Genomic DNA, 24,990 nt, shown 5'->3' with positions numbered 1-24,990 from the left:
GGAGGCGCTAGCCTAGCACAGTCCGACACACCTCATCAGCCGCAACCACGACCGCTCAGGAGCGTGGCAGCGTGACATTGAGTTCGAGCACAGAACAGTCATCGTCTCGATCGAGGCTGATATTGATCGCGTCCTGCTCAACCTTGACATAGCGGCGGATCACCTCGAGCAGCTCACGCTCCAGCATCGGCATGTAGTCCGGCTGGTCACGCTGACCGCGCTGGTGAGCCACGATGATTTGCAACCGCTCCTTGGCGACGGATGCCGTCTTCTTGCGCTCGCCCTTGAGAAATTCAAGCAGTTTCAACGGCGACCTCCTCCGAACATGCGGCTTAGCAACCCTTTCTTCTGGGTTTCGTGGAAACGCAACGGGACTTTTTCCCCGAGCAGGCGTGACACGGTATCGGTATAGGCCTGGCCGGCATCGCTGTCATTGTCATGCGTGACCGGGATGCCCTGGTTCGAGGCACGCAACACGGCCTCGGACTCCGGAATCAGCCCCAGCAGATCGATGGCCAGGATTTCCTGAATATCGTCGAGATTGAGCATGTCGCCATGGTCGACCCGCGCCGGGTTGTAGCGTGTAATCAACAAATGCTCCTTGACCGGCTCCTGGCCATTCTCGGCACGGCGCGTCTTGGAGGCCAGCAAACCGAGGATGCGGTCGGAGTCCCGCACCGAAGAGACTTCGGGATTGGTCACGACGACCGCCTCATCGGCGTAGTACATCGCCAGCTGCGCACCCCGTTCGATCCCCGCCGGCGAGTCGCAGACGATGTAATCGAAGTCCTTGGTCAGGGTCTCGAGAATCTTCTCGACCCCTTCCTGGGTCAAGGCGTCCTTGTCCCGGGTTTGCGATGCAGGGAGGATATGCAGGTTATCGACCCGCTTGTCACGGATCAGAGCCTGGTTCAAGCCAGCCTCCCCCTGGATCACGTTGACGAGGTCATAGACCACACGACGCTCGCAACCCATGATCAAGTCCAGGTTACGCAGTCCCACATCGAAATCGATGACCACCGTTTTCTTGCCCCGCAGCGCCAGCCCGGTGGCGATAGCTGCTGCACTGGTCGTTTTTCCGACCCCGCCTTTTCCGGAGGTCACTACAATGATCTTGGCCAAGATATGCTTCCTGTTTCTTGTGAGAAGATGACCGAGTCTCTACTAGGTCAGCGACACAATGGTCAGCTGGTCGTCGCTGAGCTGAACCTCGACCGAACGGCCCAGCAGCTGCGGATCGATATCCTCGAGACGCTTGTAGTTGCCGGCCACCGACAGTAATTCGGCATGCAGTTCTCGACAGAAGATGCCGGCGTCATGATCGCCATGAATCCCCGCCAGGGCACGGCCACGCAGAGCCCCGTACACATGTACGCTGCCGGCGGCCAGCACCTCGGCGCCTGCATTGACGGAGCCGACCACCACCAGGTCGCCTTCAGGCGCACTGACCTGCTGTCCAGAGCGCACCGTGCCACGATGGATACGCCCTCCCTTGATCGCGGCCGGCGGCGCCTCGTCCGCCACACGCTCGACCGGCGCCTCGTTACCGACGCTCTCGAGAACACGCGGCTTGATCTCCTGGGGCGGGAACCACCCAAGACCGAGCGCCCAGGCCGATTGCTTGACGGGATCGCTGCCACCGCGCACCGCGACCGGCAGCAGCTTGTGGGCACGGCAGACGGCGCAGATGCGCTCCAACGCCAGGTGGGGCTCGTCGAGCTTCTCGACACTCAGCACCACCGGCGTATGCTGAAAGAAGGCGGGCGCCTGGCTCAACTTGCCGGCCAGTTGCTCGCGTATCCGCTCGGGATCGGCACTGGTCAGTTCCATTACCGTCATGGGCAGCATGCCGCCCTTGAAGGAAAACGCCATACTGGCCCTGTCCACGTTAAGACTCATTGCCGATCTCCACGTCGGGTAATGGGAGTAAAGCTAAGCGACGCGACACATGACTGCAACTGATGATAAGCCCAGCATCGTTTTCTGTCAGTGCCAGACACCAATATCTACCATGCATGGTCGAGACTTTCCCGGCAATGCCTTGCATGCTTTGGTATCGTTCTATCCTCATTCGCCTCATTCACCAATCGTGGCGCCGGAGCAGACGACCCTCGTGGGTCGTGGTTAGCCCGCAACAAGGAAGCGCGCCTTCATGTCAGGATCGTTCATGTCAGGATGGTTTCAACGCCTGTTCGCCCCCCGCTGGCGACATCCGGACCCACGCATTCGTGCGCAGGCCGTCTCCCGCCTGGATACCTCGCGCGATGCCGATCGTCACGCGCTCGAGCGGCTTGCCATCGACCCGGATCCGGAGGTACGCCGCCAGGCGCTTTCTCATTATCAGGATCCCGCAGAGCTGATGGCCCTGCATGCCCAGGGGCAGACGTCCCCCCAATTGCAGCAGCGGCTGCTTTATCTGCTGGTAGGGCGAGACAGCCCGCGCCCATTGGCGGATCGTCTCGCGCTGGTGGAACGACTGGAGACCCCTGACCTGCTCGAAGCCGTGGCCCTGGAAGGCGACAACCAGGAGCTTCGCCTGGCGGCCCTGGGCCGTATCAACGACGAGGAATCGCTGATACGTCAAGCCTGCGACAATGGCATTGCTGCAGTTCGCCACGCTGCCGCCGAACGCATCCAGAGCGAAGCGGGACTGGCACGACTTGCGCGCGAGGCCCGTCGCGACAAGCATGTGGCGCGCCTGGCCCGCGAGCGACTCAATCAGCTGCGTACCGACGCGGCTCAGCGAGCCGAGGCCCAGGAAGCGCGTGAGCGGATTCTCACATCGCTGGAGGCCCATGGGCGTCATGCCTGGGAGCCGCTTTATGCCGGACGTTACCGGCATTTACAACGCGAGTGGGAGGGATTGGGCGACCATCCCAGCGCCGAGCAGGAGCGTCGCTATCAGGAAGCCTGCCTGCTGTGTCGCAAGACCTTGTCCGATCATGAAGCTCAGCAGCACGTCCATGCGGCTGCCGACCGTCAGCGCGAGGATGACTACCAGGCACGCCTATCCCTGATCGCCTCGCTGGAAGAGTCCCTTGAGGGCCTTCAGAAAAGCGAGCGCCTCGGCAGTCAGGACATTGATAGCCTGCACGCCCAGAAATGCCTGTTGGCAAGCCGTTGGCAACTCCTCTCGGATGCGCATACCCCCGATGAGGCATTGCGCCGACGCTACGATCACGCGCTGGAGTCCTATGAGCGGGTCGGTCGTGCCTGGGAGCGCTATACACAGCAGGCCGAGGCCCTGCGGGCCGCACTCGACAAAGACAACCGGGAACCGCTGCGCGATGCGCTGGCCCGCTGCGACTGGCCCGAGGATCTTCCCCCGCCAGGCTTGGTCGCAGAGGCAAGACATTACCTGGCACATCAAGAGAGTGCCGAGACCGCCGACCTATCGGTACGCATGGAGGCCTTCGTCACCGATCTGGAGGAACTGGAGACGTTGGTGCAGCGTGGCGCCTTCAAGAGTGCCAGCCGGTTGCACCAGAGCCTGCGCCATCGCGCCGACCAGCTATCCGAGGCCCAACTCAAGCCGCACCGTGCTGCGCTCAAGCGCCTCGGGGCACAATTGGCGGAATTACGTGACTGGCGCGGTTTCGTCGCCGGGCCGAAGCGCGACCAGCTCTGCCAGGCAATCACCGAGCTGGCCGACGACGAGACGTTGAATGACGCCGAGCTCGACCGGCGGCACCGTCAACTGGTCAAGGAGTGGAAATCGCTGGGCGATGCCGCCGCTGACCGCGATCTCTCAGCCCGTTTTCGTGCCGCATCCGATCGACTGCATGAGCGACTGGCCGCCTGGCACGAGGCACGTAATCAACAGCGCGAGCGCAACCTCGAGGCACGCCAGGCGCTATGCGAGCAGCTCGAGGCCCTGCTCGATCAACCCGATCCGTCATCCGATCCTGATGCCTTGCGCGATATTCGCGATCGTGCCCGCGAGCAATGGCGCCGGCATTCGCCGGTACCGCGCGATCACGCCGAAGCCATTGGCCATCGTTTCGGCCGCATACGCAATGGTTTGCAGGCCTTGATCGACCGCCGTGCTCAAGAGATTGCCAATGCCAAGCGCGACCTGATCGAGGAGGCACGTGCACTGCAGGAAAGCCCCCAATCCGCTAGCCAGGTCGCCGAACAGGCCAAGCGACTGCAGCAACAATGGCGGACGCTGGGTCGCGCCCCGAAGGGCGAGGAGCAGGTCCTTTGGCGGGAATTCCGCGGGGTCTGCGATGCCATCTTCGCCAACCGTGAAGCCGAGCGAGATAATCGCGCCCAGCGTGCCAAATCGCGCCTGGACGACATGCAGGCCCTGATCGATCAGCTCGATGCCTGGCAGCCCGAGGCCAGTCACGAGCACACCCGACTCGAGCAGGCCGTGGCCGAAGCGGAGGCGATGGAGCCCTTGCCACCGGGTCGACGCAGCGATGGGATGCGTCGCCGTTGGCATGGCATCGTTCGTGCCCGACGTGAGCAGCTCAATCGCCTGGCAGTCAGCGAAGAGGTCATGCGATGGAAAGCGTTTCAGCCGCTCCTCGATGCCCACTTGGCGGCTGACGAGGCCATGCTCAATGGTGAACCCGCCGAGGATGTCACCGCAGACGCCAGCGTGACGGGAGACATGCACGAGGCGCATCAGCGGCGTAACGCGGCAAGGCGACACCCATCCGAGCCCACCCAGGTCGAGGAGAGCCTGGTGCGCTTGCGGGTCTATCTTGCGCTACTGGCCGGTAGCCAGGTCAGCCCACGTGACGACCCCCTGCGCCTGGCCATCCAGGTCGAGCGACTCAACGAGCGGGTCGGGCGTGAGCTGTCCCGGAGCGAGGAGTTGCACGAGGTGCTGAGGGAAATTTTCGCTACCGGCCCGGTGAGCCAGCCGCTGTGGGAGCGAGAAGCCGTCGAACTGGACCCGCTGCTGACTCGGCTGTTGCAAGCGCCAGGCCATTAAAAAGGCGCGAGGTTCGACCTCGCGCCTTTCCAGCATTGATACGGTGTGGCAGTTTTTCTCAACCCATGAACTGGCCGCCATTGATGTCGAGGTTGGCCCCGGTGATGAACCCCGATTCCTCGTCGGCGAGGAATACCACGGCGCGCGCAATTTCCTCGGGCGTGCCAAAGCGCTTGATAGGAATCATCTCGCGGATGGATTCCCGCACCTTCTCGGGAATGCTCATGATCATGTCGGTCGCGATGTAGCCCGGCGACAGGGTATTCACGGTAATCCCCTTGGTTGCCGTTTCCTGGGCCAGCGCCATCGTCAGGCCATGCATCCCCGCCTTGGCAGCCGAATAGTTGACCTGCCCGAACTGGCCCTTGCGGCCATTGATCGAGGAAATGTTGACGATACGGCCGTACCCCGCCTCGAGCATGTCGGTAATCACGCTACGGCAGGTATTGAATACACTGTTGAGGTTGGTATCGATCACCTCGGACCACTGCTCGGGGCTCATCTTCTTGAGCGTGCCATCGCGTGTAATACCAGCACAGTTGACCAGCACACTGATCGGCCCGTACTGGTCGCGAATTTCGGTGACCCCCTTCTCGCAATCGGCGTAGTCGGTCAGATCGACCCCCGACAGCACGATATTCTCGTATCCATCACTGCGCTGTTGCTCGAGCCATGATTTAGCCTTGTCCGGATTGCGGTATCCCGCCACCACCAGATAGCCCTCCACGGCCAGCGCCCGACAGATCGCTGAACCGATGCCCCCTGTCCCGCCGGTTACCCACGCTACGGGTGCTGTATTGGCCATGTTGTTATCTCCCTGATTCATTCATACACATCGACCAGCCCCTTGGCCGGCCGCGAGTTGGCGATCGGCACCCCACGGTGCCACTCCTAGCATAGTATGGTTGCTTTGTATCAACTGGACGAACCTTGTAAATGGCTTGACGCAGAGCAAAAAATCCGTAGAATACGCCTCACGTTGATGCGGGGTGGAGCAGTCTGGTAGCTCGTCGGGCTCATAACCCGAAGGTCATCGGTTCAAATCCGGTCCCCGCTACCAAACATTGAGAAGGCGCTTTCCGAAAGGAAGGCGCCTTTTCTTTTGCGCAGTCACTGCTCAGGTTAGAGCCACTTAGGACCATAATCCGAAGGTCATCGGTTCCCTCTCGTTTCAATGTCGGCGGTCCCCGCTACCCAACATTGAGAAGGCGCTTTCCGAAAGGAAGGCGCCTTTTCTTTTGTGCAGTCACTGCTCAGGTTAGAGCCACTTAGGACCATAACCCGAAGGTCATCGGTTCCCTCTCGTTTCAACGTCGGCGGTCCCCGCTACCCAATATTGAGAAGGCGCTTTCCGAGAGGAAGACGCCTTTTCTTTTGCGGCGTCTCCGCTCGGGTTAGCCACTCCCGGGGCTAAAGGAGGTGGCCTTTTTGCTTCCTCACTCCACCACGACTGGTGCCATACCAAGCCGCCCGATGCCGGGCAGCTTGAGGGCGGGACGCTGGAGGTCGATTCCAAGGCTCAGGCCCAGAAGATTGATTTCGACGCCCTCTTCCCAAGCCAACAGCACCCCGAACAAACCACCCAGCCCGATCTGGTAACCACTGCCACTTGGAACGGGCGCCAGCATCTCATCGAATAGGTAATCCTTGCCTATGGCGGTATTCGGCAGCGCAACGTCAAGCCCCGGCACCTCGCGTATCACCCAGGCCACGAAGGAGTTGCTATTGGGGCCCGGCCACACGCGATAGCGGGCCGACTCAGGGTACGCCGCTACCGCCGCTTCGATGCGCGGGATCATGCGCTCGGCTGTCTCTCCCCGGTAGTCGGCCAGCATCTGTGGCGCATTGCCGAACCATGCCCGATCGGGCATGTCGTCACGAACCACGACCGTCGGTCGGCGCCAGCTCAGTACCTGATAGGTGCGATATCGTGTGGCCTGGGGCTGCTTGACGGCGATCCATGTATGCACCCCGAACGCACCACGCCAGTTGAATGCGCGGGCGGCATAGACCTGAACCACCGCTTCGGGCGTATCCAGTGCGGGTGCTGCCAGACCGATTGATGTGCGTGAGGCCGAATGCCACTGGCTTTCCAGGTCGATACGCTGAGTGGCAAGCATCAGCAGGGGCCCGGTAAGCAGCAGGGCTACTGTTACCAGTACAACCCCCACCCCTCGTACCACTCGGTTCATCGATTCGTTTCCTGTGTCGTGTCGGCCCAACCGCCCCAAGGCAATGGCGGGGCTTGAATCACGCCCGGGGTACCCGCATCTTGTGTACAAACTCCTTCACGTACCAAGGTTACTTCTATGCCGATCGTCGATCCACGCAGCGGTGAACCCATCGCCACGCCCGACACATCCAGCCCCCAGGCAGGCGGCGCCGATCCGTCCAGCTATATCGTCGATATCGACATGAGCAATTTCCAGCAGGTGGTGCTGGAAGGGTCCATGCAGGGCCCAGTACTGCTCGATTGCTGGGCTCCGTGGTGCGAACCCTGCAAGAACTTGATGCCCGTTCTCGAAAAGCTGGCCAAAGAGTATGCCGGTGCATTCGTGCTCGCCAAGCTCAATATCGAAGATCACCCACAGATCGCTGCTCAGCTCGGCGTCCGCTCGGTGCCAGACGTCAAGTTGATCATGCAGGGGCAACTCTATGACCAGTTCCAGGGGGCCTTGCCAGAGAAGCAAATTCGGGAGTGGCTGGCACAATATATCCAGCCACCTGCCGATGCCCCCGAGAGCCCCGAAGAGCAGGCCCAGGCTGCCCTTGCTGCAGGCGACGCCGCGACGGCACGGACAATCTATCAGCGCCTGGTAGAGGAGTATCCGCAGCAGTACGACTATCAGATCGAGCTTGCCGGCGCCGTCCTTGCGGAAGGCAACGCCGCGGATGCCAGCGCGATTCTCGATAATCTACCGCCTGAACACCGCGACGGCCCCAAGGCGCGAGGGGTGCGTGCCCGGCTCGAGTTCGGCGAGGAAGCGCCGAGTCATGAGGAGCTGGCCAACCTCGAGGGGCGCGGCGATAGCGAAGCACGCTACAAGCGCGCCTTGCGCCAGGTCGCCGATGGCGACTACGAAGCTGGCCTGGAAGGCCTCCTGGCCCTGATGAAGAGTGATCGGCAGTACCAGGACGAAGCCCCACGCAAGACGTTGCTGCGGGTCTTCGATGCCTTGGGTGCCGATCATCCGTTAACCGTGACGTATCGCCGTAAGCTGTTCGCCCTGCTCTATTGAGCCTTGGTAGTGATCCCTACCTTCACTGGCCCAGTACCTGGTCGAGGCGCGCCAATGCCTCGTCCAGTTGCTGGGCGGTAGTACCGAAGTTGAGCCGTACGAATCCCGGGGCGCCGAAATCGGCGCCATCGGACAGCGCAACCTGTGCGCGTTCGAGCAACGCCTGTTGAGGCGCATCGCCCAAACCCGCCTGACGAAGGTCGAACCATGCCAGATAGGTGGATTGTGGCGGGCTCAATACCACGCCAGGCCACTGGCTTGCCTGGCTGACCAGCCGTTCGCGGTGCTGACGCAAGACCTCGAGTAGCGCATGCCGCCACGGGTCGCCCTGGCCATAAGCGGCTTCGGCGGCCACCAGCCCCAGCACGTTGACATCCGACTGCAGACCGCGCATCTGGGCTTCGAATCGCTGGCGCAATGTGTCGTTGGGGATGATGGCACAAGCGGTGGTCAGCCCCGCCAGATTGAAGGTTTTCGAGGGTGCCATCAACGTAATGACACGATCGGCCAGTTGTGGGCACTGGACCGCCAGCGGCACATGCCGCGCCCCCCGATCCAGCAGCAGGTCGCAGTGCAGCTCATCGGAAACGACCAGCAGATCATGACGCTCCACCAGGTCGGCCAGCCCCGCCAGTTCATCGGGGCGCCACACACGACCGGTGGGGTTATGTGGATGGCACCACAGCAACAAGCGGGTACGCGGCGTGATCGATGCCTCGAGCGCCTCCAGGTCGAGCTGCCAGGGGCCGCCCGGCGTCAATGGCTCGCTCAGGGATGCCGTCTGGGGAATACGGCCCGTGCGCCGGGCCACATGAAGGAACGGCGGGTAGATGGGCGAGACACTCAGGATGCCGTCGCCAGGCTCGGCAAAGGCCAGGCTCGCCAGGTGCAGCGCCGGTACCACGCCCGGCAGCCAGACTTGCCACGCCGGCGCGAGCTGCCAGTCGTAGTGCTCCTGGCTCCACTCGCAGAAGGTATGGCGCAGCGAATCGGGGACACGCCCATAGCCGAACACCCCGTGCTCGACTCGTGACGCCAGCGCCTCGACGACGGCGGGCGGGGAGCGAAAATCCATGTCGGCCACCCACAGCGGCACCACGTCATCTTCGTAACGTTGCCATTTCTGGGAGGGCCAGGGCTGGCATCGGTCGATAGGGGTGGCAAAATCGAAGCGCATGGCGTCTCCTATAGGCGACGTGACTCAGTCGAGGGAAGTAAGAACATGCCTGAAACCCATTTCTATGCCAAGGCCATGCGGGGCACCTCGCGCCTGATCGGCCATTGGCTGATGATCGGCCAGGCGGCCCCCGAGCGCCTGGCAATGATCCTTGCCGATACCGCGCGGGTAGCCAAACTCGGGGAGCCCGAGGATACACCGGATGCCGCGACCCTGCAGGCCTGGAGTGGCGACGCTCAGCCACCGCTGTGGGCGGCGCGCTCGGCGACATTTCTGCTGACCCAGGTGACGGCGCGCCCCACCCCGCGTGACGACCTCGAGGCCTGCGCCTGGGCCTACTGCTGGCTCCGCAACCGTTCGTTTCACACCTTGGATGAGGCCCACGCGGCCCTCCCTGCACACCTTCGGGAGCCACTGGCACCTGCCCTGGACGAGGCATGGGCTGACGCCCAGAGCCGGCGTCTGATCTGATCGCGAGGAACTGTCATGGACGTGCCTTTCAGTTGGCAAGTCGCCAAACTTCTGGTCTCGGTGGGCGTCGTGCTGGGCCTTTCCCTGGTTGCGGAACGCGCAAGTCCCCGTGTGGCCGGATTGTTGTCCGGTTATCCACTGGGAACCGCAATCGCCCTCTTCTTCATTGGCCTGGAGATATCGCCCGCGTTTGCCGCCGAAGGGGCCGTGCATACGCTGGCCGGCTTCAGCGCCACCCTGGCCTTGACTGGCGGCTACTGGCTGTGCGGTCGCCGGGATGGCGTCGTCGGCATGCTACGCGGCAGCCTGGGCGGTATCGGTGCCTGGCTCATCGTAGCGCTGCTGCTGACGCGTTTCGACTTCAACCGCCTGGAAGGCAGCCTGGTCACACTGGTGGCCATCGCCGGCTTCCTGTGGCTCTACCGCCACATCCCGGATAGCCGCGCCGCCAGGCGGGGCGGTTTCTCCTGGGCTGCCCTGGGCTCGCGAGCGCTGCTGGCCGCGGCGATCATTTTCCTGATTACGGGGCTCGCCCATGCCATCCCGGCCGCCTGGGCCGGTGTGCTGGCAGCGTTTCCGGTCACCATGTTCCCCTTCCTGATCATTCTTCACCTGAGCCATGGCGCCGCGCCGGTAGCCACGGTGATCAAGCATTACCCGGCCGGGCTCGGCTCTCTACTTTGCTATGCGCTGACCGTATCGTTGACCTATACCAACCTGGGTCTGGCCCTGGGCACCGCCGCCGGCTTCGTGGCGGCCACACTGTGGCTCCTCGCTTGGACACGAATCCAAACTTGGCGGCTGCGCAAACGATCATTGGAAACGCCCCGCTCCGAGGATCGGCCCTCGCCCCACACCATGGCCAAAACGGCTGACAGCCCCAACAACCCGAGCCCCTGACAGAAAGGAAACTGGCATGTTCATCCGCACCCTGGAGCCTGCGTTCCACGACACCGATGCCTTGGGACATATCAACAACACCCGGCTACCTGCCTGGTTCGAACAGGGACGTACCGAGCTGTTCCGGTTGTTCACGCCGGATCTCGACCCGCGCAAATGGCGCCTGATCCTGGCCCGCTACGATATCGAGTTTCACGCTGAGCTCTACTATGGTCAGGAGGTCGAATTAAAGACCTTCCTGACACGCTTGGGGAACAGCTCTTTCACCGTGACTCAGCAGGCGTGGCAGGGCGGCAAGCTGGCCGCCCAGGGGAATACGGTCATGGTGCACTATGACCACGCTGCCAAGCGCGCCACGCCGATAGAGGGTGAGCTCCGGCAAGCGCTCGAGGCCCACCTGCAGGCCCCGCCGGAGACACGGGGATGACCCCGGCGGTGCGCGTCCTCGAGCGCGCCGGCCTGGCTTTCGCGCTCAAGGAGTACCATCACGACCCCAAGACACCGGCCTACGGACAGGAAGCGGCCGACGCGCTGGGGCTCTCTGAACATGACGTCTTCAAGACCCTTCTGGCAAGGCTCGACGATGGACGCCTGGTCGTGGCTCTCGTGCCGGTGGCCAGCCAGCTCGATCTCAAGGCCCTGGCACGTGCTGCGAAGGCAAAGAAAGCGAGCATGGCCGATCCGGAAGAAGCCGAGCGTAGTACGGGATACGTGGTTGGGGGCATCAGCCCCTTGGGGCAACGCAAACGGTTGGCGACCTACCTGGATATTTCCGCCACGACACGCGACACCCTGTATATCAGCGCGGGGCGCCGTGGCCTCGAAATTGGCCTGTCGCCGGGGGTACTCATCGAGCTTACCCAGGCCCGGGCATGCCATATCGCACGTCATTGAGCGCATTGTGCATACGCCATCGAGCCGTGTAGGGTCGGCAGACACATCGCCTCAGGAGACACACATGGCGATTCGCTACAACCTGTGGCTCGATCCCGACAATGTCGGTCAACACCGCGCCGTGGAGGCCGATCTCGAGCATTACTTCATGGAGCGCTTTGCCGATTACCCCCACATCCGCTTGTTCGGTGATGACCCCTACGATTATGATGCCCCGTTCAATCGCCTCTATGACGTTCTGATGGCCCGCGCCGACGAGTACTGCCAACGACAATGGGCCTACGTGCCCACGCCAGTGCAGCTCAACCAGGCCTTCTTCCGCGCCGTGGGGCGCTCTCCCAAATTCCTGCGAGATCCGCACGATGGTTATCCGTACCGATCAGGCTCCTGATCCCCGCCAGTTGGCGATCATCACCGAGCAGTTGGGCCGCGCACCCCGTGGCATCCAGGCGGTGGCCGCGACCGACGGCGAGGGCACGCCCTTGGTGCTGCGCATGGAGCCCATCATCGATGGCAAGCCCTTCCCGACCCTCTACTGGCTATGTTCGGAACGCCTGAAGGTCGTGCTGTCCCAGATCGAGGCCCAGGGGGTGATCAAGCGGCTCGAGGCCCAGCTGCTGGAGGAACCCGAGTTCCTCGCCGCCTATCACCAGAGCCATCGCGACTACGTGGCCCAGCGGTGGCATTACATGACCCCCGAACACCGCGCCGACATCGAGCGTCTGGGTTATGCCAGCTTGCTTAGTGAGCGCGGGGTTGGCGGCATTGGCAAGTGGGATCAGGTTCGTTGTCTACATACCCAATATGCGCACCATCTGTGTGGCGACAACGCGATAGGCCAGTGGCTGGACGCTGTCTACGGCATTCCTGACTGCCTGCCCTGAACCAGCGCGCCCCCATGCCCACACCCGAACGGCCTGATAGACTATGGGCCCGATCGAGGAGAAGCGCATGGCCAATATCTGTGTCTACCTGGGTTCCCGCACCGGCCATCAGGCCATCTACAAAGAAACCGCCGAGTTACTGGGCCGGCAGATCGCGCAACGTGGCCATCGCCTGGTCTATGGTGGAGCGCGCCTTGGGCTGATGGGCGCCCTGGCCAATGCCGCCATGGACGCCGGCGGGGAAGTGATCGGTGTCATGCCGGACCATCTGGTCGAGCGTGAGCAGGCGCACCAGGGGCTAACCCAACTGATCCGTGTCGCCAACATGCATGAGCGCAAGGCCAGCATGGCGTCGCACGCCGATGCCTTCGTCGCCTTGCCGGGGGGCATCGGCACATTGGAAGAACTGTTCGAAATCTGGACCTGGCAATACCTCGGCCTGCATGACAAGCCGATCGGTGTCCTGGATACCGCAGGATTCTATAGCCCCTTGCTAGGCTTTCTGGACTCAACGGTCGAGGCAGGCTTTCTTGATGCGGGCACACGGCAGCGACTGCTGGCGGCCGAGCACCCCGAAACCCTGCTCGACGCCTTGGAATACCAACTGCACATCCCCTGAAACACGACAGGACAGGAGGTCCCGCATGCACGCTATTGTCACGGAAGAGTCCCGCCTTACATGGCGCGAGCAGCCGACGCCGGGGCCGTTAGGCCCTGATGACGTTCGCATCAATGTCGCCTGGGCCGGCATGAACCGCGCCGATATCATGCAGCGTGCCGGTAGCTACCCGCCGCCCCCTGGCGAGTCGCAGATACTAGGGCTCGAAGTCAGCGGTACCGTGAGTGAAGCCGGCCCGGGTGTCGAACGCCTGCGGGTCGGCGACAAGGTCTGCGCCCTTCTGGCTGGCGGCGGCTATGCCGAGGAAGTGGTGGTCTCGAGCCAGCAGGTGCTGCCCATTCCCGATGGCATGGGTCTGCGTGAGGCGGCCGCCTTGCCCGAGGTATTTGCCACCGCTTGGCTGAATCTGTTCATGGAAGGTGCTCTCAAGACCGGGGAGCGCGTGCTTCTGCATGCCGGGGCCAGCGGGGTGGGTACCGCAGCCATCCAGCTCTGCAAGGCGTTCGATCACCCCTGCTTCGTGACTGCCGGGAGCGACGAAAAAATCGCGGCCTGCCAGGCACTGGGAGCCGAAAGCGGCTGGAATCGTCATCAGGGTAGCTTCGTCGACGCGGTGAAGGCTTGGGGTGGCGCCGACGTCATCCTCGACCCGGTAGGCGCCAGTTATCTGGCCGACAATCAGCAGGTACTCAATGTCGATGGCCGCCTGGTGCTGATCGGGTTGATGGGAGGCCGCCTGGCCGACCTGGACATGGGCCGCATGCTGATGAAGCGCCAGCGACTGATCGGTTCCACCCTGCGTTCACGCCCGCCCAAGGCCAAGGGATTGATACTCGATGCCCTGTTGGCGCATGTCTGGCCGCGCCTGGAGACGGGGAAGATATGTCCGCTCATCGACCGTACCTGGCCCATCGATCAGGCCGATACCGCCATGGAACACTTGGAAAGCAATGCCACGACCGGCAAGGTACTGCTGGCAGTAAGTGGCGAAGGATAGCCGTCAGTCGGTGTCGGGCGCTTCGTGCCCCGGCAGGTTCAGGGCGATCTGCCGGGTACGTTCATAGGTGAGTTGCAACAAGCGGGCGTCGGCCCCTGCCCGGTGGCGCTGGATAGCGCACTCACGTATCAGCGCTTCCTTGGTCGCCTTCCACTGGCTGAGTTGCTGATCACAAAGCAGGCGACGCAGGGCCTCGAGGCGAAAGCGCGGCAGCATCCCGGCATGGTGAAAGAGCAGCGACAGCCAAGTATTGTCGTAACCCCAGCTATCGCTGTAGGCCACGCCGGCTTCAGACAGCTCATCGTTGAGCCACCGCGCCACCTCGACGACCGGATGTCCCTCGCGTACCAGTCGCGCACGGGAAATGCCATGCAGCAGTTCGGCCTTGGGGTCCCAGTGAACCCACTCATCAAGGGGATGAATCAAGAAAGCACAGATACTGCCGTCAGGCCGGGCCAGGCCGACCTCGATCGGATAGCTGCCACGTCCGAACCCGGACGCTTCGATGTCTAGCAAGATAGGCAGCGTCACGTGAACGGCATCCTCTGTATTGGCGTAAGGCCGCGCCAGTGGCTCGCTCAGTGGTGGACGAGTTGTTGGGGTTCGGCAAATGCGCCAGCATGATCAGCCAGGCGCTGCCAGTAGTCGGCACGCTGTGCATCCACCGGCAGGCCCAGCTCGCCCCAGCGGTAGGCTTGAGCCAGGCGCAGTGCGGCCTGGGCATAGCCTGCCTCGCCGGAACGGGCAAACCAGGTCACGGCATGATCCTCGCGACGCGGGTACTGCGCGCACCCGTGCTCGTAGATACGCGCAGCCTGATACTGTGCATAGGCATCGCCACTGTGGGCGGCCTTGAGCACATAGCTAGCCCCGCGTGCCTTGTCCTGCGGGCTGATGGCGCGCTGAAACAGCACGTTGCCATACACAGCCAGCGCCGACGTGTGACCCGCATCGGCACACCGTTGGAACAGGCGCATGGTCAAACGCTGGGTACGCGGCGAGCGCGGCAACCAGCGTGCGCGAAATAATTGCTCCGCCAGGCGATACTCGAGGCGAGTGAACAGAGAAGATGCCTGCGACATGGCAAACAACCTTGGTTCTCGTTGACTGATACGATAGCAGGTACCGTCCTGTACCTGGCACCATCGGCTCTCATGCTTGGGCCAGCCGGGCTCTGCCGGGGCAATGGGCGGCAAGCATACGCCCACCTCGAAGCCGACTCAACCCCCGTCATTTGCCGCTCGCGTTAGGCGCGGCTACCATGCGATTTCATTCCTAGTGCGATGGAGCGATGAATGCAGATCCGACCCCTGGGCGATACCGGTATCGAGGTCAGCCGGCTATGCCTTGGTACCATGACGTTCGGCGAACAAAATAGCGAATCCGAGGCCCACGAACAGCTCGATCGCGCCGTGGCTTTTGGCATCAATTTCATCGACACCGCCGAAATGTATCCGGTCCCCCCGATGGCCGAGACCCAAGGGCGGACCGAGCAATATATCGGGACCTGGCTCAAGGCACGCGGTAGCCGCGATGACCTCATACTGGCCACCAAGGCCGCCGGGCCCGGGATGAGCCACATTCGCGGCGGCCCGCGCCTGACGCGCGACCATCTGCAACGCGCCATCGACACCAGCCTGAAACGTTTGCAGACAGACTATATCGATCTGTATCAGTTGCATTGGCCCGACCGCAGTACCAACTTCTTCGGCAAGCTGGGCTACGTGCCCGATGACAATGAAGACGCCACCCCCCTCGAGGAGACCCTGTCTGCACTCAAGGAATTGGTGGACGCCGGCAAGGTACGCGCCATCGGGCTCTCCAACGAGACGCCATGGGGCGTGATGCGCAGCCTGCATCTTGCCGAGACACTGGGGCTGCCGCGAGTCGCCAGCATCCAGAACCCCTACAACTTGCTCAACCGCAGCTTCGAGGTTGGCCTGGCAGAGATCGCCCATCGTGAGCGGGTCGGACTGCTGGCTTATTCACCGCTGGCCTTCGGCATGCTATCGGGCAAGTATCTCGACGGCGCCCGGCCGCCCAAGGGCCGCCTGACCCTTTATGAGCGCTTCAAGCGCTACACCTCGGATCTGGCCGACGAAGCGACCCGGGCCTATGTCGGCATTGCCCGCGAGCATGGCCTCGACCCCTCACAGATGGCACTGGCCTACGTCAACTCGCGCCCATTCCTGACCAGCAACATCATTGGGGCAACGACCATGGCGCAGCTCGAAACCAACCTGGCCAGCGAGTCTCTCAAACTCGACCAGGAGGTACTGGACGCCATCGAAGCGGTCCATCAGCGTATTCCCAACCCCAGTCCCTAAAGCATTCCCCTGCCTTACCGGGGCTATCGCCACGATAGCCCCGGTAAGCGGCCCGCCTTGGTATACTCGCGATTCTTCCTAGGCTGACTGGAGCGGCACCATGCTGAGCGTGATTTCACCCGCCAAATCGTTGGATTTCGAGGCATCTCCCACCACGCCTACCTATACCCAGCCCGACTTCCTCGACAAGAGCCAGGAGCTCATCGACATCCTGCGTGGTTACTCACCCCAGCAACTGTCCGAACTGATGGGCATCAGTGACAAGTTGGCCGGGCTCAACGCAGCACGATTTGCCGAGTGGCATCCCCCTTTCGATCTCGACAATGCCAAGCAGGCGGTCCAGGCGTTCCAAGGCGATGTCTATGTCGGTCTCCAGGCCGAATCGTTCAATGAACAGGACAATGCCTTCGCCCAGCGCCATCTGCGCATACTATCGGGACTCTACGGCCTGTTGCGCCCCCTCGACCTGATCCAGCCCTATCGCCTCGAGATGGGCACGCGCTTGCCCAACTCGGCGGGCAAGGATCTCTACGCCTTCTGGAAGAAAACCCTGACCGACGCGCTTAACCAGGCGATTGCCGAGAGCGGTAGCAAGGTGCTGGTCAACCTCGCCTCGAACGAGTACTTCAAGGCAGTCGATACCAAAAAGCTCGATGCCCATGTCGTCACACCGGTTTTCAAGGATGCCAAGAACGGCCAGTTCAAGATCATCAGCTTCTATGCTAAGAAGGCCCGCGGGCTGATGAGCGCCTGGATGATTCACCAGCGGCTGAACGATCCCGAGGGACTCAAGGCGTTCGATGTCGAAGGCTACCGCTACAACGCCATCCTTTCCGAGGGCGATACCCTGGTCTTCACCCGAGAAGAGGCGGCCAGCTAGAGCGGGAATGAGCCCTTCGAAAGAAGGGGCACGCCATCCGGTTCGGGATTAAAAGCGCAGATTGCGCCCTGAACGGGGCTTGAGGTAGCCCCGGTGAACCTGTCGGAAGGTGTCGGTGTCACAGCGTTGCAGCCATTCATAGGCGACCATGTCGGCACTCACCGCTACGGCGCCCGCCGACACGGCCCGTTCCTTGGCCAGCCGGGCCTCCTCGGGGCGCCGGCTGGCACACGCCTCGACCAGCCAATACACGCTGTACCCTGCCTCGAGCAGACCCAACGCGGTCTGAAGCACACACACATGGGCTTCTGTGCCACAGACGATGACCTGTCGACAGCCCGTTTCTACCAGGGTGCGGGCGAAGTCCGTTTCGTCATGAGCACCGAAGTGGTGTTTTTCCCAGCGCCTGGCGGTGGGGAGCCGCTCGAGCAAGCGTGGATCGCTCGCGCCCAGTCCCTCGGGATACTGTTCGGTGAACCAAACCGGCACATTGAGTTCCAAGGCCAGCGACCCAAGCCAGGTGGCCTCGGCGACTGCCTGCTCACCGCCGTCGATGACCGGCAGTAGTTTCGCCTGGAGGTCGACGATCACCATGAGGCTTTGATCGCGGGAAATGCGCATGTCTCCTCCTATTCTCCTGATCTTATTTCGAGAATAACCGGTAGAATGTCGCGATTCGCTTTTTAACGCCACTCACGGAGACTCTCCTCGATGCGACATTTCATGATCATGCTGTTGGTCGGCATGCTGGGTTTCAGTCTGGCTATTGACGATGCCGAGGCACGCCGCCTGGGTGGCGGCAAGAGTTTCGGCTCTTTCTCGCGCTCTACCGAAAGCACGGCTGCAGCTCCCAGCCGCCAGGCGGCGCCAGCCGCAGCCGGCCAGCAAGCGGGTGCTCGCGCACCGGGACGTGCCGGCGGCATGGTGGGTGGCCTCCTCGCCGGAGGATTGCTGGCCGCGCTGTTCTTCGGCGGCGCCTTCGACGAGTTGCGGTTAATGGATATTCTTCTGGTCGCCGGTGTGGCCTTCCTGGCGTTCCGGCTGCTGGCCCGTCGCCGGCCGGCCGTAGCGACACCGGGCGGTGTCGAACCACGTTCCGGAGGGCTCGGCCAACCGCAACCCCAGCCCGCAGCATCAACCGCCCCTGCATTCGGCGGGCCGAGCCCCATGCCGACCTGGTTCGACAGGGAGCGCTTCCTGGGCGGGGCCAAGGAGCATTTCATGACCTTGCAGCGCGCCTGGGACAACAACGACTTCAGCGGCATCCAGGAGTACGTCACACCGGAGCTGTATAACCTGCTACGCGCCGAGCGCGACCAGCACCCGGCCAACAACCGGACCGAGGTCGTGCGTCTACTTGCGGAGCTGGGCGAGGTACGCGAAACGGGTAATTCAGCGGAAGCCACGGTGATCTTCCATGGCATCCTCGACGAAAATGGCGAGGAGACGGCCTTCAACGAGACCTGGCATCTGACTCGAGAGCTGCAGGATGGCGCGCCCTGGTATGTTCAGGGGATCGAGCAAAACCCTCACTGAGCTCCATCCAAACGGCAAGAGGCCGGCCCCAAGGGCCGGCCTCTTGCGTTTCGGAACGCGGTTTCAGGCCACAGCAATCAGTTTTCCTGCGCCTCGTCAGCCGATTCCTGAATATTGTCGCCCAGCTCTTCCATGGTCTCACCTGCCTGCTCCATGGACTCGTCGATATTTTCTCCCGCCTGCTCGGCAGGACCTTCGTTATCGCAGCCTGCCATACCGACGACGCTCAGCACCAACAGCAGGGCCATGCCCCATTTGCGTAGTTGATTCCCTTCCATTTTCTCCCTCCTTGCGGGCAGTCGCATATACACAAGGATACGTTAGCACAGTAAGCACCTCACCGCTGAGCGAAGTAGCATTTAACTGAATAATAATAAGCAGGCTTAATTTAATTTGTATATTAAGCGTTTCAAACCAAATGCGAAGTATTTATCCCTCAGTAACTAATTGATTCATCGGCTTGATTTTGAAATATAGGCAACAGACCGCTTAATCAGGCGCTTCCAATTCAATTTTTTACTCGCCGTGACGATAACACCAATACCAGAGCGCAAAGATCACTAAAAAAAACCAATTGAAATTAGCTTGGGCCAATAGACACCTCTTGGCCCAGTGCTCGTATGCCGGGGCGCCTCCCGTCGCCCCTAAGAAGAGGAACGACCATGACCCGTGTATTACGCAATCTATCGATCAATGCCAGCCTGACCTCAGTCCTGGTACTGTTCAGTTTATTCATCCTGCTCGTGTCTGGCCTGGGATATCTCTCCAGTCACAAGGGGGATCAGGCATTGAAAGAACTCGACCTGATCAATGTCACCCAGCTCAATGCGATCTCCTTGACCCGCGCCCACCTGGCCGATGCGCAGTTGTATCTGGAGCGTTTTGCCGATGCGCAAAACAATAGCGATGCGCGCCTGGCCAGTACCAATCAGGCCGAGGCACAAGCCGCCATGGGCCGCGCCGAAACGCGCTTCAACCAATACGTTGATTCACCGAAAACCGCCTCCGGACGTGAACATGAGCAGAACATCGTCTCCGCCCATGCCAAGCTGATCGAAGGGATCTCCCAGCAACAACGTGAGCTGGAGCGCAGCAACGTCGAGGCCTTCCATGCCCTGACGTCTCAAGTTGATATCGCAAAAGGCGAATTCCGTAACGCCAGCCAGACCTTCATCGATTATGCCGGTGCACGCGGCGATACATTGATCGAGGACTTCGAGGCCCAGGCATCGCTATTCGGCTACATCGAGATCGCATTACTGGTGCTGACTGTTGCCTTGGTCATCCTGGTGCGTATGGCCATGACCCGCACCGTGGTCAAACCGCTGCAGGAAGCCGTCAGTCACTTCGAAGGTATTGCCCAAGGCGACCTGTCACGCCAGATCGAGGACCGTGGACGCAATGAGATCGGTAAGCTCTATGCGGCCATGCAGCACATGCAACAGGGCCTGGGTCATACGGTTTCCACCGTGCGTAACAGCAGCGGCTCAATACATGTCGGCGCACGCGAGATCGCCTCAGGCAATGCCGACCTTTCCTCGCGCACCGAGGAACAGGCGGCCGCTCTGCAGGAAACCGCCGCGAGTATGGAACAGCTCACCGCGACCGTGCGTCAGAATGCCGACAACGCCCGCCAGGGCAGCACGCTCGCCAACGATGCTTCGACCACGGCAGGCCGTGGCGGCGATGTCGTCGATAACGTGATTACCACCATGCATGGCATTGCCGATAGCTCCAAGAAGGTCGTGGATATCATTGGCGTCATCGACTCGATCGCCTTCCAGACCAATATCTTGGCGCTGAATGCCTCGGTCGAGGCAGCCCGTGCCGGCGAACAGGGTCGTGGCTTTGCTGTCGTGGCAGGCGAGGTGCGCAATCTGGCCAGTCGTAGTGCCGACGCCGCCAAGGAGATCAAGGCGCTGATCGAAGCCTCATCCACCCAAGTACAGCAAGGTTCTGCCTTGGTCGAAAGCGCGGGCGCTACCATGCGCGACGTCGTGGCCTCGGTACGCCGCGTGACGGATATCATGGATGAAATCTCGGCGGCCTCTCAGGAGCAGAGCAGCGGCATCGAGCAGGTCAATCAGGCCATTTCGCAGATGGATCAGGTCACCCAGCAGAACGCTGCGTTGGTCGAGCAGGCCTCGGCGGCCGCGGCGTCACTGGAAGACCAGGCCGCCCAGTTGGAAACAGCCGTTTCTCAGTTCCGCCTGGCCTCCCAGCACAGTTCTGCGACCCTTCCGGCGCCACGCGCCGCTGCTTCGTTGACGCCTCCGTCCAGTCAGCCCAGCGCATCCCAGCGCTCCCAACCGTCCGCGCCAGTTCAGAAAAAGGCGCAGAAGCAGGAAGCCGAGTGGGAAGCCTTTGCCGCCGCGTCCTTCATTCTGGGAGTCTATTTCAGGGTGGTCAGCCCGGTAACGGGGCAGTCGCCATCGCCGCTTCCCGCGGTGGGCGGGGTACCCCGGATATTTCCTGAAGCGTGGTCTCGATCCATTCCTCGACCTCGGCGAGCACCGCTTCCGGGGTGCGATCACGGGTCTCGATGGGAGGGCCCACGACTACATTCAGCGCACCCGGGTTCTTGATCCAGTAATGCCCTGGCCAGCGTTCTCCGGCGTTATGCGCAACGGGCAGTACGGGAACGCCCGCCCGGCAGGCAATGACCGTCCCGCTCTTGTTATAGCGGCGGCGCTGCCCCGGTTCGACACGCGTACCCTCGGGAAATATCAATATCGACATTCCCGACTCCAGGCGCTCCTTCCCTTGGGTCAGGACCTGCTTCATGGCCCGCGCGGGTCTTGAGCGATCCACCGCTATGGGCCGTAGCAGGCGTAGCGCCCAGCCGAATATCGGAAAATTCAAAAGCTCCTTTTTCAATACCGTACAAACGGGCGGCTTCAATAGTTGCAGGAAGACCGTTTCCCACTCGCACTGGTGATTGGCGAGGATGACGCAGGAACCTGTGGGCACATGGTCACGGCCCCGAATGTCATAGCGCACGCCGCAACTAATCCGAAACCAGGCAACGATGAAGTGGTTGTACAGGTTCAGCAGGCGGTAGCGTCCCCTGAGCGGAAGGAACGGGGCGACAGGCAGCATGAAAACGCCACACACCAGCATTGCCGAAAAATAGCCCAGGTAGAAGATCAGGCTACGCAAGAGGTTCATGCCATCTCCTCGGCCCGTGCAACAAACCAGACGTCCAATAGGCGCCCCACTTCCAGTCGCCAAGGTTTCTGGTGTACTCCAAACGCCTCCAGCACGCGGCGGCAGTTGAGTACCCGGCGCAGCGGCTGACCGTGATGATGTTTCAAGGCCCGCAGCGGCCCCAGAGTCAATGTCTCGCCAGCCCCTTCGAGACGCGTCATCAGTTGCGTGCGCACCATCGAAGCAAAGGTATAGGCACTCACCGGCTCGGTCCCCGCCAAGTGATAGGCACCCCATGCCTCAGCACCGCAGTGGAGCTGATGCAGTATGCCGAGCAACGCCATGGCGGCTGCGTCCGCCGATGTCGGGCAGAATATGACATCTTCCGCAGCCCTCACCTCATCGCCGGCGATCAGGCTATCGATCAGCTGGTTCAACCACGCTTCGGCACCATCCAGGGCGAACAATGGGCCTAGCCGCACGATAAGGTGACGTGGATATCGCTCACGTATGCGATCCCCGGTGACGATCAGCCGGCGTAAGCTTTCATCACGTGGCGCAGGGATCATGTGTTCATCGATCGGCTCGTCGAAGCCATCCTCGTAGAGCTGATCCGAGACGCACCATACCAGAGGTATCTGCGACTCGCGGCACAGCGTCAGGCAGTCCTCGACCGCCTCGGCGTGGGCTACGACAGCGGCCGGCTCGGCCGTGATCGGCTGCGTCAACGGCGGGATCACCAACGCATCCGGGGCGATCTCGGCAAGGCGCTCCGATGTCAGGCCCAGTCCGGCTTCTATCACCAGCTCGGTATCGCTGCGACGATTGGCTTCCCGTGCCAAGGCCAGGCTCAGACAGTGCCCGGCATCCAATATCAGCAGCTTCACGTCGGCTCCTTACCCGCTATGCGCAGGAGAACGGCGATCAGAACGGGATCTCGTCATCGAAATCGTCGAAGCTGCCGGGATCCGGTGCGCCATAATTGTTGCCTTGCTGATTACCCGATTGACCACCCTGTGGCGGGCGCTGCGGCTGCCCACCCTGCGAGGGGGCACCCGGGCCTCCCTGCTGACCGTAGCCCTGCTGGCCGTAACCGCCCGGCTGACCAGCGTTGCCTTGGGGCGCTCCCTGCGCACCTGCGTACTGTTGCTGTGGCGCCTGACTGTAATCTGCGCCACCGCCGCTGCGGGAATCGAGCATCTGCATGTCGTTGCCGACGATCTCGGTGCTGTAGCGATCCTGCCCATCCTGCCCCTGCCACTTGCGCGTCTGCAGGCGTCCTTCGATATAGATACGCGATCCCTTCTTCACATACTGCTGGGCGATCTCGGCCAGCTTGTTGAAGAGCACCACGGAGTGCCACTCGGTCCGTTCCTGACGCTGACCGCTCTGACGATCGGTCCAGGTATCGGTAGTGGCAATCCGAAGGTTGGCCACCGGATTGCCGGAAGGAAGAAAGCGTACCTCGGGATCCTGCCCCAGGTTGCCGATGAGGATGACTTTGTTTACGCCACGGGCCATGCCGGTCTCCTTGTCTTGCTGTGAGCTGCTATAAAAAGGGTCGGACGCTAGGCGCCCTCGTGATCATGCCGCGACCCGGCAATTCGTGCCAAGGCATCGCTATCCAACCGCTGGCGGTCCACTTTGAGGTAGACGACCCGCTCTTCCGGAACGACCAATACATCTTCCACCCCGGCCACTTCGGCAAAACGTTCGAGCAGGGTATCCAGCGCGTCGCCGTGAGTATCCGGATCGAGCGCCACGACTTCACTGCTCAAGTACCGTGGGGTAGGCATCCCCCAAACCGCGGTCAACCAGATCAACGCCACCAGACCACAGCCATAAAAGACGGCATCCAGGCCGAAATCCTGGGCTAGCGCCCCTCCCAAAATGCCTCCCAGAAAAGCGCCCAGGAATTGACTGGTGGAGTAGATACCCATGGCGGTGCCCTTGGCACCCGCCGGGGCCATCTTACTGATCATCGAGGGTAACGTGGCCTCGAGCAGGTTGAACGCAGTGAAGAATCCAAATAACAATAGAACCAACGGCACCACTGTCGTGGCCGTACCCAACGCCATCAGGCAGGCAGCCATGGCGGCCACCGCGCCCAGAAAGATGCCTTTCATGCGTCGTTTTTTTTCGGCGACGATAACCAACGGCACCATCCCCACGAACGCCAAGGCCATGACCCCCAAATAAACCACCCCGTGACGCTCTATCGGGATACCTGCCCCGAGCAGACGAAACGGTACAGCAACGAATATAGCCATCAGGATCAGGTGCAGGGAGAAAATCGACAGATCCAGACGTAGCAGGTCGCTACGGCCAAGCATGGCTTTCATCTGGTTGCGATCCAATCCCACATCGCGATGCCGCAAGCGACGCGGCGCTGCTGGCACCAGGTGCCAAAGCACGAGCAAGCCAAGAGCGGCCAGCAGGGCCGTAAACCAGAACACCCCCGATAAGCCGAAGTGCGACGCCAGCAATGGGCCCAGCACCATGGCAATGGCAAAGGCCACGCCGATCGATAGACCGATGGTGGCCATGGCGGCGGTACGTACCTGCTCGCGGGTCTGATCGGCTAGCAGCGCCATGATGGCCGCCGCGACGGCGCCACTTCCCTGCAGGCAGCGCCCCGCGATAATCCAGGCAATGCTATCGGCCATCGCAGCCACCACACTACCCAGCATGAACAGCACCAGCCCCAGGGCGATGACTACCTTTCGCCCGATACGATCCGAGAGCAGGCCAAAGGGGATCTGCAGGATGGCCTGGGTCAGGCCATAGCCCCCCAACGCCAACCCCACCAGTAGCGGTGTCGCCCCGGCCAGATCATCGGCATACAGGGCAAGCACCGGCAACACCATGAACAGCCCCAACATGCGCGAAGCATACAGGCTGGCCAGACCGATGATGGCGCGACGCTCGGTGGCGAGAAGCAAACGAGAAACCATGCGGATCGCGGTATCCAGGT

Annotated in this window: 27 protein-coding genes, 1 tRNA gene and 1 pseudogene; 15 read left to right on the top strand and 14 right to left on the bottom strand. The window is 61.9% G+C overall.

Annotation, left to right across the window (positions count from 1 at the left end; translation table 11 throughout):
- Positions 1 to 55: 55 nt before the first annotated feature.
- Genes minE through minC form a run of 3 tightly spaced genes read right to left on the bottom strand, consistent with a single transcriptional unit; the run spans position 56 to position 1,899 of the window.
- Positions 56 to 307: a cell division topological specificity factor MinE gene (gene minE / locus JH15_RS07840; protein WP_043529199.1), complete on the bottom strand. Its 252-nt coding sequence runs from the start codon at positions 305 to 307 to the stop codon at positions 56 to 58.
- On the bottom strand, positions 304 to 1,122 hold the full coding sequence (gene minD, locus JH15_RS07835; RefSeq protein ID WP_043529197.1) for a septum site-determining protein MinD: 819 nt from the start codon (positions 1,120 to 1,122) through the stop codon (positions 304 to 306). Before minD ends, minE begins: the two co-directional genes overlap by 4 nt.
- Before the next feature lie 42 nt (positions 1,123 to 1,164).
- Positions 1,165 to 1,899 carry a septum site-determining protein MinC gene (minC, locus tag JH15_RS07830; RefSeq protein WP_043529195.1) on the bottom strand — a complete coding sequence of 245 codons (735 nt, stop codon included), beginning with the start codon at positions 1,897 to 1,899 and terminating at the stop codon, positions 1,165 to 1,167.
- A gap of 268 nt (positions 1,900 to 2,167) precedes the next feature.
- Here minC and JH15_RS07825 point away from each other — a divergent pair, with 268 nt between their 5' ends.
- Positions 2,168 to 4,945 carry a DUF349 domain-containing protein gene (locus tag JH15_RS07825; protein WP_043529193.1) on the top strand — a complete coding sequence of 926 codons (2,778 nt, stop codon included), beginning with the start codon at positions 2,168 to 2,170 and terminating at the stop codon, positions 4,943 to 4,945.
- A 58-nt stretch (positions 4,946 to 5,003) separates the two neighbouring features.
- Here JH15_RS07825 and phbB read toward each other — a convergent pair whose 3' ends face one another.
- The gene (phbB, locus tag JH15_RS07820) at positions 5,004 to 5,750 is read right to left on the bottom strand and encodes an acetoacetyl-CoA reductase (protein WP_043529191.1); all 747 of its coding nucleotides are present in this window, start codon (positions 5,748 to 5,750) and stop codon (positions 5,004 to 5,006) included.
- Between the two features lie 178 nt (positions 5,751 to 5,928).
- On the opposite strand from phbB, the gene JH15_RS07815 reads away from it, so the two are divergent.
- A tRNA-Met gene (locus JH15_RS07815) sits at positions 5,929 to 6,005 on the top strand.
- Positions 6,006 to 6,381: 376 nt separating this feature from the next.
- Here JH15_RS07815 and JH15_RS07810 read toward each other — a convergent pair.
- Complete coding sequence (locus tag JH15_RS07810; protein WP_043529189.1) at positions 6,382 to 7,137, bottom strand: DUF3750 domain-containing protein; 756 nt, start codon at positions 7,135 to 7,137, stop codon at positions 6,382 to 6,384.
- 117 nt (positions 7,138 to 7,254) lie between these two features.
- Between JH15_RS07810 and JH15_RS07805 the strand changes: the two genes are divergently transcribed.
- On the top strand, positions 7,255 to 8,184 hold the full coding sequence (locus JH15_RS07805) for a thioredoxin family protein (protein WP_043529188.1): 930 nt from the start codon (positions 7,255 to 7,257) through the stop codon (positions 8,182 to 8,184).
- Positions 8,185 to 8,206: 22 nt separating this feature from the next.
- On the opposite strand, the gene JH15_RS07800 is transcribed toward JH15_RS07805, so the two are convergent.
- Entirely contained in the window at positions 8,207 to 9,361 is a 1,155-nt protein-coding gene (locus tag JH15_RS07800) for a MalY/PatB family protein (protein ID WP_043529186.1), read from the bottom strand.
- A 45-nt stretch (positions 9,362 to 9,406) separates the two neighbouring features.
- On the opposite strand from JH15_RS07800, the gene JH15_RS07795 reads away from it, so the two are divergent.
- From JH15_RS07795 to JH15_RS07760, 8 genes are all read left to right on the top strand, one after another.
- Positions 9,407 to 9,832 (top strand): hypothetical protein, encoded by a 426-nt coding sequence (locus JH15_RS07795; protein WP_043529184.1) that lies wholly within the window; start codon positions 9,407 to 9,409, stop codon positions 9,830 to 9,832.
- A gap of 15 nt (positions 9,833 to 9,847) precedes the next feature.
- Entirely contained in the window at positions 9,848 to 10,732 is an 885-nt protein-coding gene (locus JH15_RS07790; RefSeq protein ID WP_231566402.1) for a hypothetical protein, read from the top strand.
- A 16-nt stretch (positions 10,733 to 10,748) separates the two neighbouring features.
- A complete protein-coding gene (locus JH15_RS07785) occupies positions 10,749 to 11,159 on the top strand; it encodes an acyl-CoA thioesterase (protein WP_043529182.1) in 411 nt (136 codons plus the stop codon).
- Positions 11,156 to 11,626, top strand: a complete 471-nt coding sequence (gene ybaK / locus JH15_RS07780; RefSeq protein ID WP_043529180.1) for a Cys-tRNA(Pro) deacylase — start codon at positions 11,156 to 11,158, stop codon at positions 11,624 to 11,626. Before JH15_RS07785 ends, ybaK begins: the two co-directional genes overlap by 4 nt.
- 64 nt (positions 11,627 to 11,690) lie before the next feature.
- Positions 11,691 to 12,017, top strand: a complete 327-nt coding sequence (locus JH15_RS07775) for a hypothetical protein (protein ID WP_043529178.1) — start codon at positions 11,691 to 11,693, stop codon at positions 12,015 to 12,017.
- Positions 11,989 to 12,510: a DUF501 domain-containing protein gene (locus tag JH15_RS07770; protein ID WP_043529176.1), complete on the top strand. Its 522-nt coding sequence runs from the start codon at positions 11,989 to 11,991 to the stop codon at positions 12,508 to 12,510. Before JH15_RS07775 ends, JH15_RS07770 begins: the two co-directional genes overlap by 29 nt.
- Positions 12,511 to 12,577: 67 nt before the next feature.
- On the top strand, positions 12,578 to 13,129 hold the full coding sequence (locus JH15_RS07765) for an LOG family protein (protein ID WP_043529174.1): 552 nt from the start codon (positions 12,578 to 12,580) through the stop codon (positions 13,127 to 13,129).
- A 25-nt stretch (positions 13,130 to 13,154) separates the two neighbouring features.
- Entirely contained in the window at positions 13,155 to 14,126 is a 972-nt protein-coding gene (locus JH15_RS07760; RefSeq protein WP_043529172.1) for an NAD(P)H-quinone oxidoreductase, read from the top strand.
- A 3-nt stretch (positions 14,127 to 14,129) separates the two neighbouring features.
- Here JH15_RS07760 and JH15_RS07755 read toward each other — a convergent pair whose 3' ends face one another.
- Positions 14,130 to 14,657, bottom strand: a complete 528-nt coding sequence (locus tag JH15_RS07755; RefSeq protein WP_043529170.1) for a hypothetical protein — start codon at positions 14,655 to 14,657, stop codon at positions 14,130 to 14,132.
- Positions 14,658 to 14,704: 47 nt separating this feature from the next.
- Entirely contained in the window at positions 14,705 to 15,208 is a 504-nt protein-coding gene (locus JH15_RS07750) for a tetratricopeptide repeat protein (RefSeq protein ID WP_043529167.1), read from the bottom strand.
- Positions 15,209 to 15,421: 213 nt separating this feature from the next.
- Here JH15_RS07750 and JH15_RS07745 point away from each other — a divergent pair, with 213 nt between their 5' ends.
- Together JH15_RS07745 and yaaA are read left to right on the top strand one after the other, a co-directional pair.
- Positions 15,422 to 16,453 carry an NADP(H)-dependent aldo-keto reductase gene (locus JH15_RS07745; protein WP_043529165.1) on the top strand — a complete coding sequence of 344 codons (1,032 nt, stop codon included), beginning with the start codon at positions 15,422 to 15,424 and terminating at the stop codon, positions 16,451 to 16,453.
- A gap of 100 nt (positions 16,454 to 16,553) precedes the next feature.
- The gene (yaaA, locus tag JH15_RS07740) at positions 16,554 to 17,333 is read left to right on the top strand and encodes a peroxide stress protein YaaA (protein WP_043529163.1); all 780 of its coding nucleotides are present in this window, start codon (positions 16,554 to 16,556) and stop codon (positions 17,331 to 17,333) included.
- A 48-nt stretch (positions 17,334 to 17,381) separates the two neighbouring features.
- Here yaaA and JH15_RS07735 read toward each other — a convergent pair whose 3' ends face one another.
- Entirely contained in the window at positions 17,382 to 17,954 is a 573-nt protein-coding gene (locus JH15_RS07735; protein ID WP_043529161.1) for an isochorismatase family protein, read from the bottom strand.
- Between the two features lie 90 nt (positions 17,955 to 18,044).
- Here JH15_RS07735 and JH15_RS07730 point away from each other — a divergent pair, with 90 nt between their 5' ends.
- Positions 18,045 to 18,869, top strand: a complete 825-nt coding sequence (locus JH15_RS07730) for a Tim44 domain-containing protein (RefSeq protein ID WP_043529159.1) — start codon at positions 18,045 to 18,047, stop codon at positions 18,867 to 18,869.
- Positions 18,870 to 18,946: 77 nt separating this feature from the next.
- Here the strand turns inward: JH15_RS07730 and JH15_RS07725 are convergent, their stop codons facing one another.
- Positions 18,947 to 19,147, bottom strand: a complete 201-nt coding sequence (locus tag JH15_RS07725; RefSeq protein WP_043529157.1) for a hypothetical protein — start codon at positions 19,145 to 19,147, stop codon at positions 18,947 to 18,949.
- A 342-nt stretch (positions 19,148 to 19,489) separates the two neighbouring features.
- Here JH15_RS07725 and JH15_RS18445 point away from each other — a divergent pair.
- Positions 19,490 to 20,971 (top strand): annotated as a pseudogene (locus tag JH15_RS18445) (methyl-accepting chemotaxis protein); the annotation flags it as partial.
- Between the two features lie 304 nt (positions 20,972 to 21,275).
- Here JH15_RS18445 and JH15_RS07715 read toward each other — a convergent pair.
- Genes JH15_RS07715 through JH15_RS07700 form a run of 4 tightly spaced genes read right to left on the bottom strand, consistent with a single transcriptional unit; the run spans position 21,276 to position 24,976 of the window.
- On the bottom strand, positions 21,276 to 22,037 hold the full coding sequence (locus JH15_RS07715) for a lysophospholipid acyltransferase family protein (protein WP_043529155.1): 762 nt from the start codon (positions 22,035 to 22,037) through the stop codon (positions 21,276 to 21,278).
- Positions 22,034 to 22,903: a sugar nucleotide-binding protein gene (locus tag JH15_RS07710; protein WP_043529154.1), complete on the bottom strand. Its 870-nt coding sequence runs from the start codon at positions 22,901 to 22,903 to the stop codon at positions 22,034 to 22,036. Before JH15_RS07710 ends, JH15_RS07715 begins: the two co-directional genes overlap by 4 nt.
- Before the next feature lie 37 nt (positions 22,904 to 22,940).
- Positions 22,941 to 23,537 carry a single-stranded DNA-binding protein gene (locus JH15_RS07705; RefSeq protein ID WP_043529152.1) on the bottom strand — a complete coding sequence of 199 codons (597 nt, stop codon included), beginning with the start codon at positions 23,535 to 23,537 and terminating at the stop codon, positions 22,941 to 22,943.
- 47 nt (positions 23,538 to 23,584) lie between these two features.
- Positions 23,585 to 24,976 (bottom strand): MFS transporter, encoded by a 1,392-nt coding sequence (locus JH15_RS07700; protein WP_043529150.1) that lies wholly within the window; start codon positions 24,974 to 24,976, stop codon positions 23,585 to 23,587.
- Between the last annotated feature and the right edge of the window lie 14 nt (positions 24,977 to 24,990).

The sequence above is a fragment of the Litchfieldella xinjiangensis genome (assembly GCF_000759345.1).
Classification (GTDB): Bacteria; Pseudomonadota; Gammaproteobacteria; order Pseudomonadales; family Halomonadaceae; genus Litchfieldella_A; species Litchfieldella_A xinjiangensis.
This window is presented reverse-complemented; position numbering and strand designations above follow the sequence as displayed.

Bases quoted from the DNA above. Each gene is read 5' to 3' on its own strand.
- JH15_RS07765 (WP_043529174.1), top strand. From the start codon at position 12,578: ATGGCCAATATCTGTGTCTACCTGGGTTCCCGCACCGGCCATCAGGCC.
- JH15_RS07770 (WP_043529176.1), top strand. From the start codon at position 11,989: ATGGTTATCCGTACCGATCAGGCTCCTGATCCCCGCCAGTTGGCGATC.
- JH15_RS07795 (WP_043529184.1), top strand. From the start codon at position 9,407: ATGCCTGAAACCCATTTCTATGCCAAGGCCATGCGGGGCACCTCGCGC.
- JH15_RS07705 (WP_043529152.1), bottom strand. From the start codon at position 23,537: ATGGCCCGTGGCGTAAACAAAGTCATCCTCATCGGCAACCTGGGGCAG.
- minC (WP_043529195.1), bottom strand. From the start codon at position 1,899: ATGAGTCTTAACGTGGACAGGGCCAGTATGGCGTTTTCCTTCAAGGGC.
- JH15_RS07760 (WP_043529172.1), top strand. From the start codon at position 13,155: ATGCACGCTATTGTCACGGAAGAGTCCCGCCTTACATGGCGCGAGCAG.
- JH15_RS07790 (WP_231566402.1), top strand. From the start codon at position 9,848: ATGGACGTGCCTTTCAGTTGGCAAGTCGCCAAACTTCTGGTCTCGGTG.
- JH15_RS07730 (WP_043529159.1), top strand. From the start codon at position 18,045: ATGCGACATTTCATGATCATGCTGTTGGTCGGCATGCTGGGTTTCAGT.
- JH15_RS07745 (WP_043529165.1), top strand. From the start codon at position 15,422: ATGCAGATCCGACCCCTGGGCGATACCGGTATCGAGGTCAGCCGGCTA.
- JH15_RS07800 (WP_043529186.1), bottom strand. From the start codon at position 9,361: ATGCGCTTCGATTTTGCCACCCCTATCGACCGATGCCAGCCCTGGCCC.
- ybaK (WP_043529180.1), top strand. From the start codon at position 11,156: ATGACCCCGGCGGTGCGCGTCCTCGAGCGCGCCGGCCTGGCTTTCGCG.
- yaaA (WP_043529163.1), top strand. From the start codon at position 16,554: ATGCTGAGCGTGATTTCACCCGCCAAATCGTTGGATTTCGAGGCATCT.
- JH15_RS07810 (WP_043529189.1), bottom strand. From the start codon at position 7,137: ATGAACCGAGTGGTACGAGGGGTGGGGGTTGTACTGGTAACAGTAGCC.
- JH15_RS07785 (WP_043529182.1), top strand. From the start codon at position 10,749: ATGTTCATCCGCACCCTGGAGCCTGCGTTCCACGACACCGATGCCTTG.
- phbB (WP_043529191.1), bottom strand. From the start codon at position 5,750: ATGGCCAATACAGCACCCGTAGCGTGGGTAACCGGCGGGACAGGGGGC.
- JH15_RS07715 (WP_043529155.1), bottom strand. From the start codon at position 22,037: ATGAACCTCTTGCGTAGCCTGATCTTCTACCTGGGCTATTTTTCGGCA.
- JH15_RS07725 (WP_043529157.1), bottom strand. From the start codon at position 19,147: ATGGAAGGGAATCAACTACGCAAATGGGGCATGGCCCTGCTGTTGGTG.
- JH15_RS07805 (WP_043529188.1), top strand. From the start codon at position 7,255: ATGCCGATCGTCGATCCACGCAGCGGTGAACCCATCGCCACGCCCGAC.
- JH15_RS07735 (WP_043529161.1), bottom strand. From the start codon at position 17,954: ATGCGCATTTCCCGCGATCAAAGCCTCATGGTGATCGTCGACCTCCAG.
- JH15_RS07825 (WP_043529193.1), top strand. From the start codon at position 2,168: ATGTCAGGATGGTTTCAACGCCTGTTCGCCCCCCGCTGGCGACATCCG.
- JH15_RS07750 (WP_043529167.1), bottom strand. From the start codon at position 15,208: ATGTCGCAGGCATCTTCTCTGTTCACTCGCCTCGAGTATCGCCTGGCG.
- JH15_RS07775 (WP_043529178.1), top strand. From the start codon at position 11,691: ATGGCGATTCGCTACAACCTGTGGCTCGATCCCGACAATGTCGGTCAA.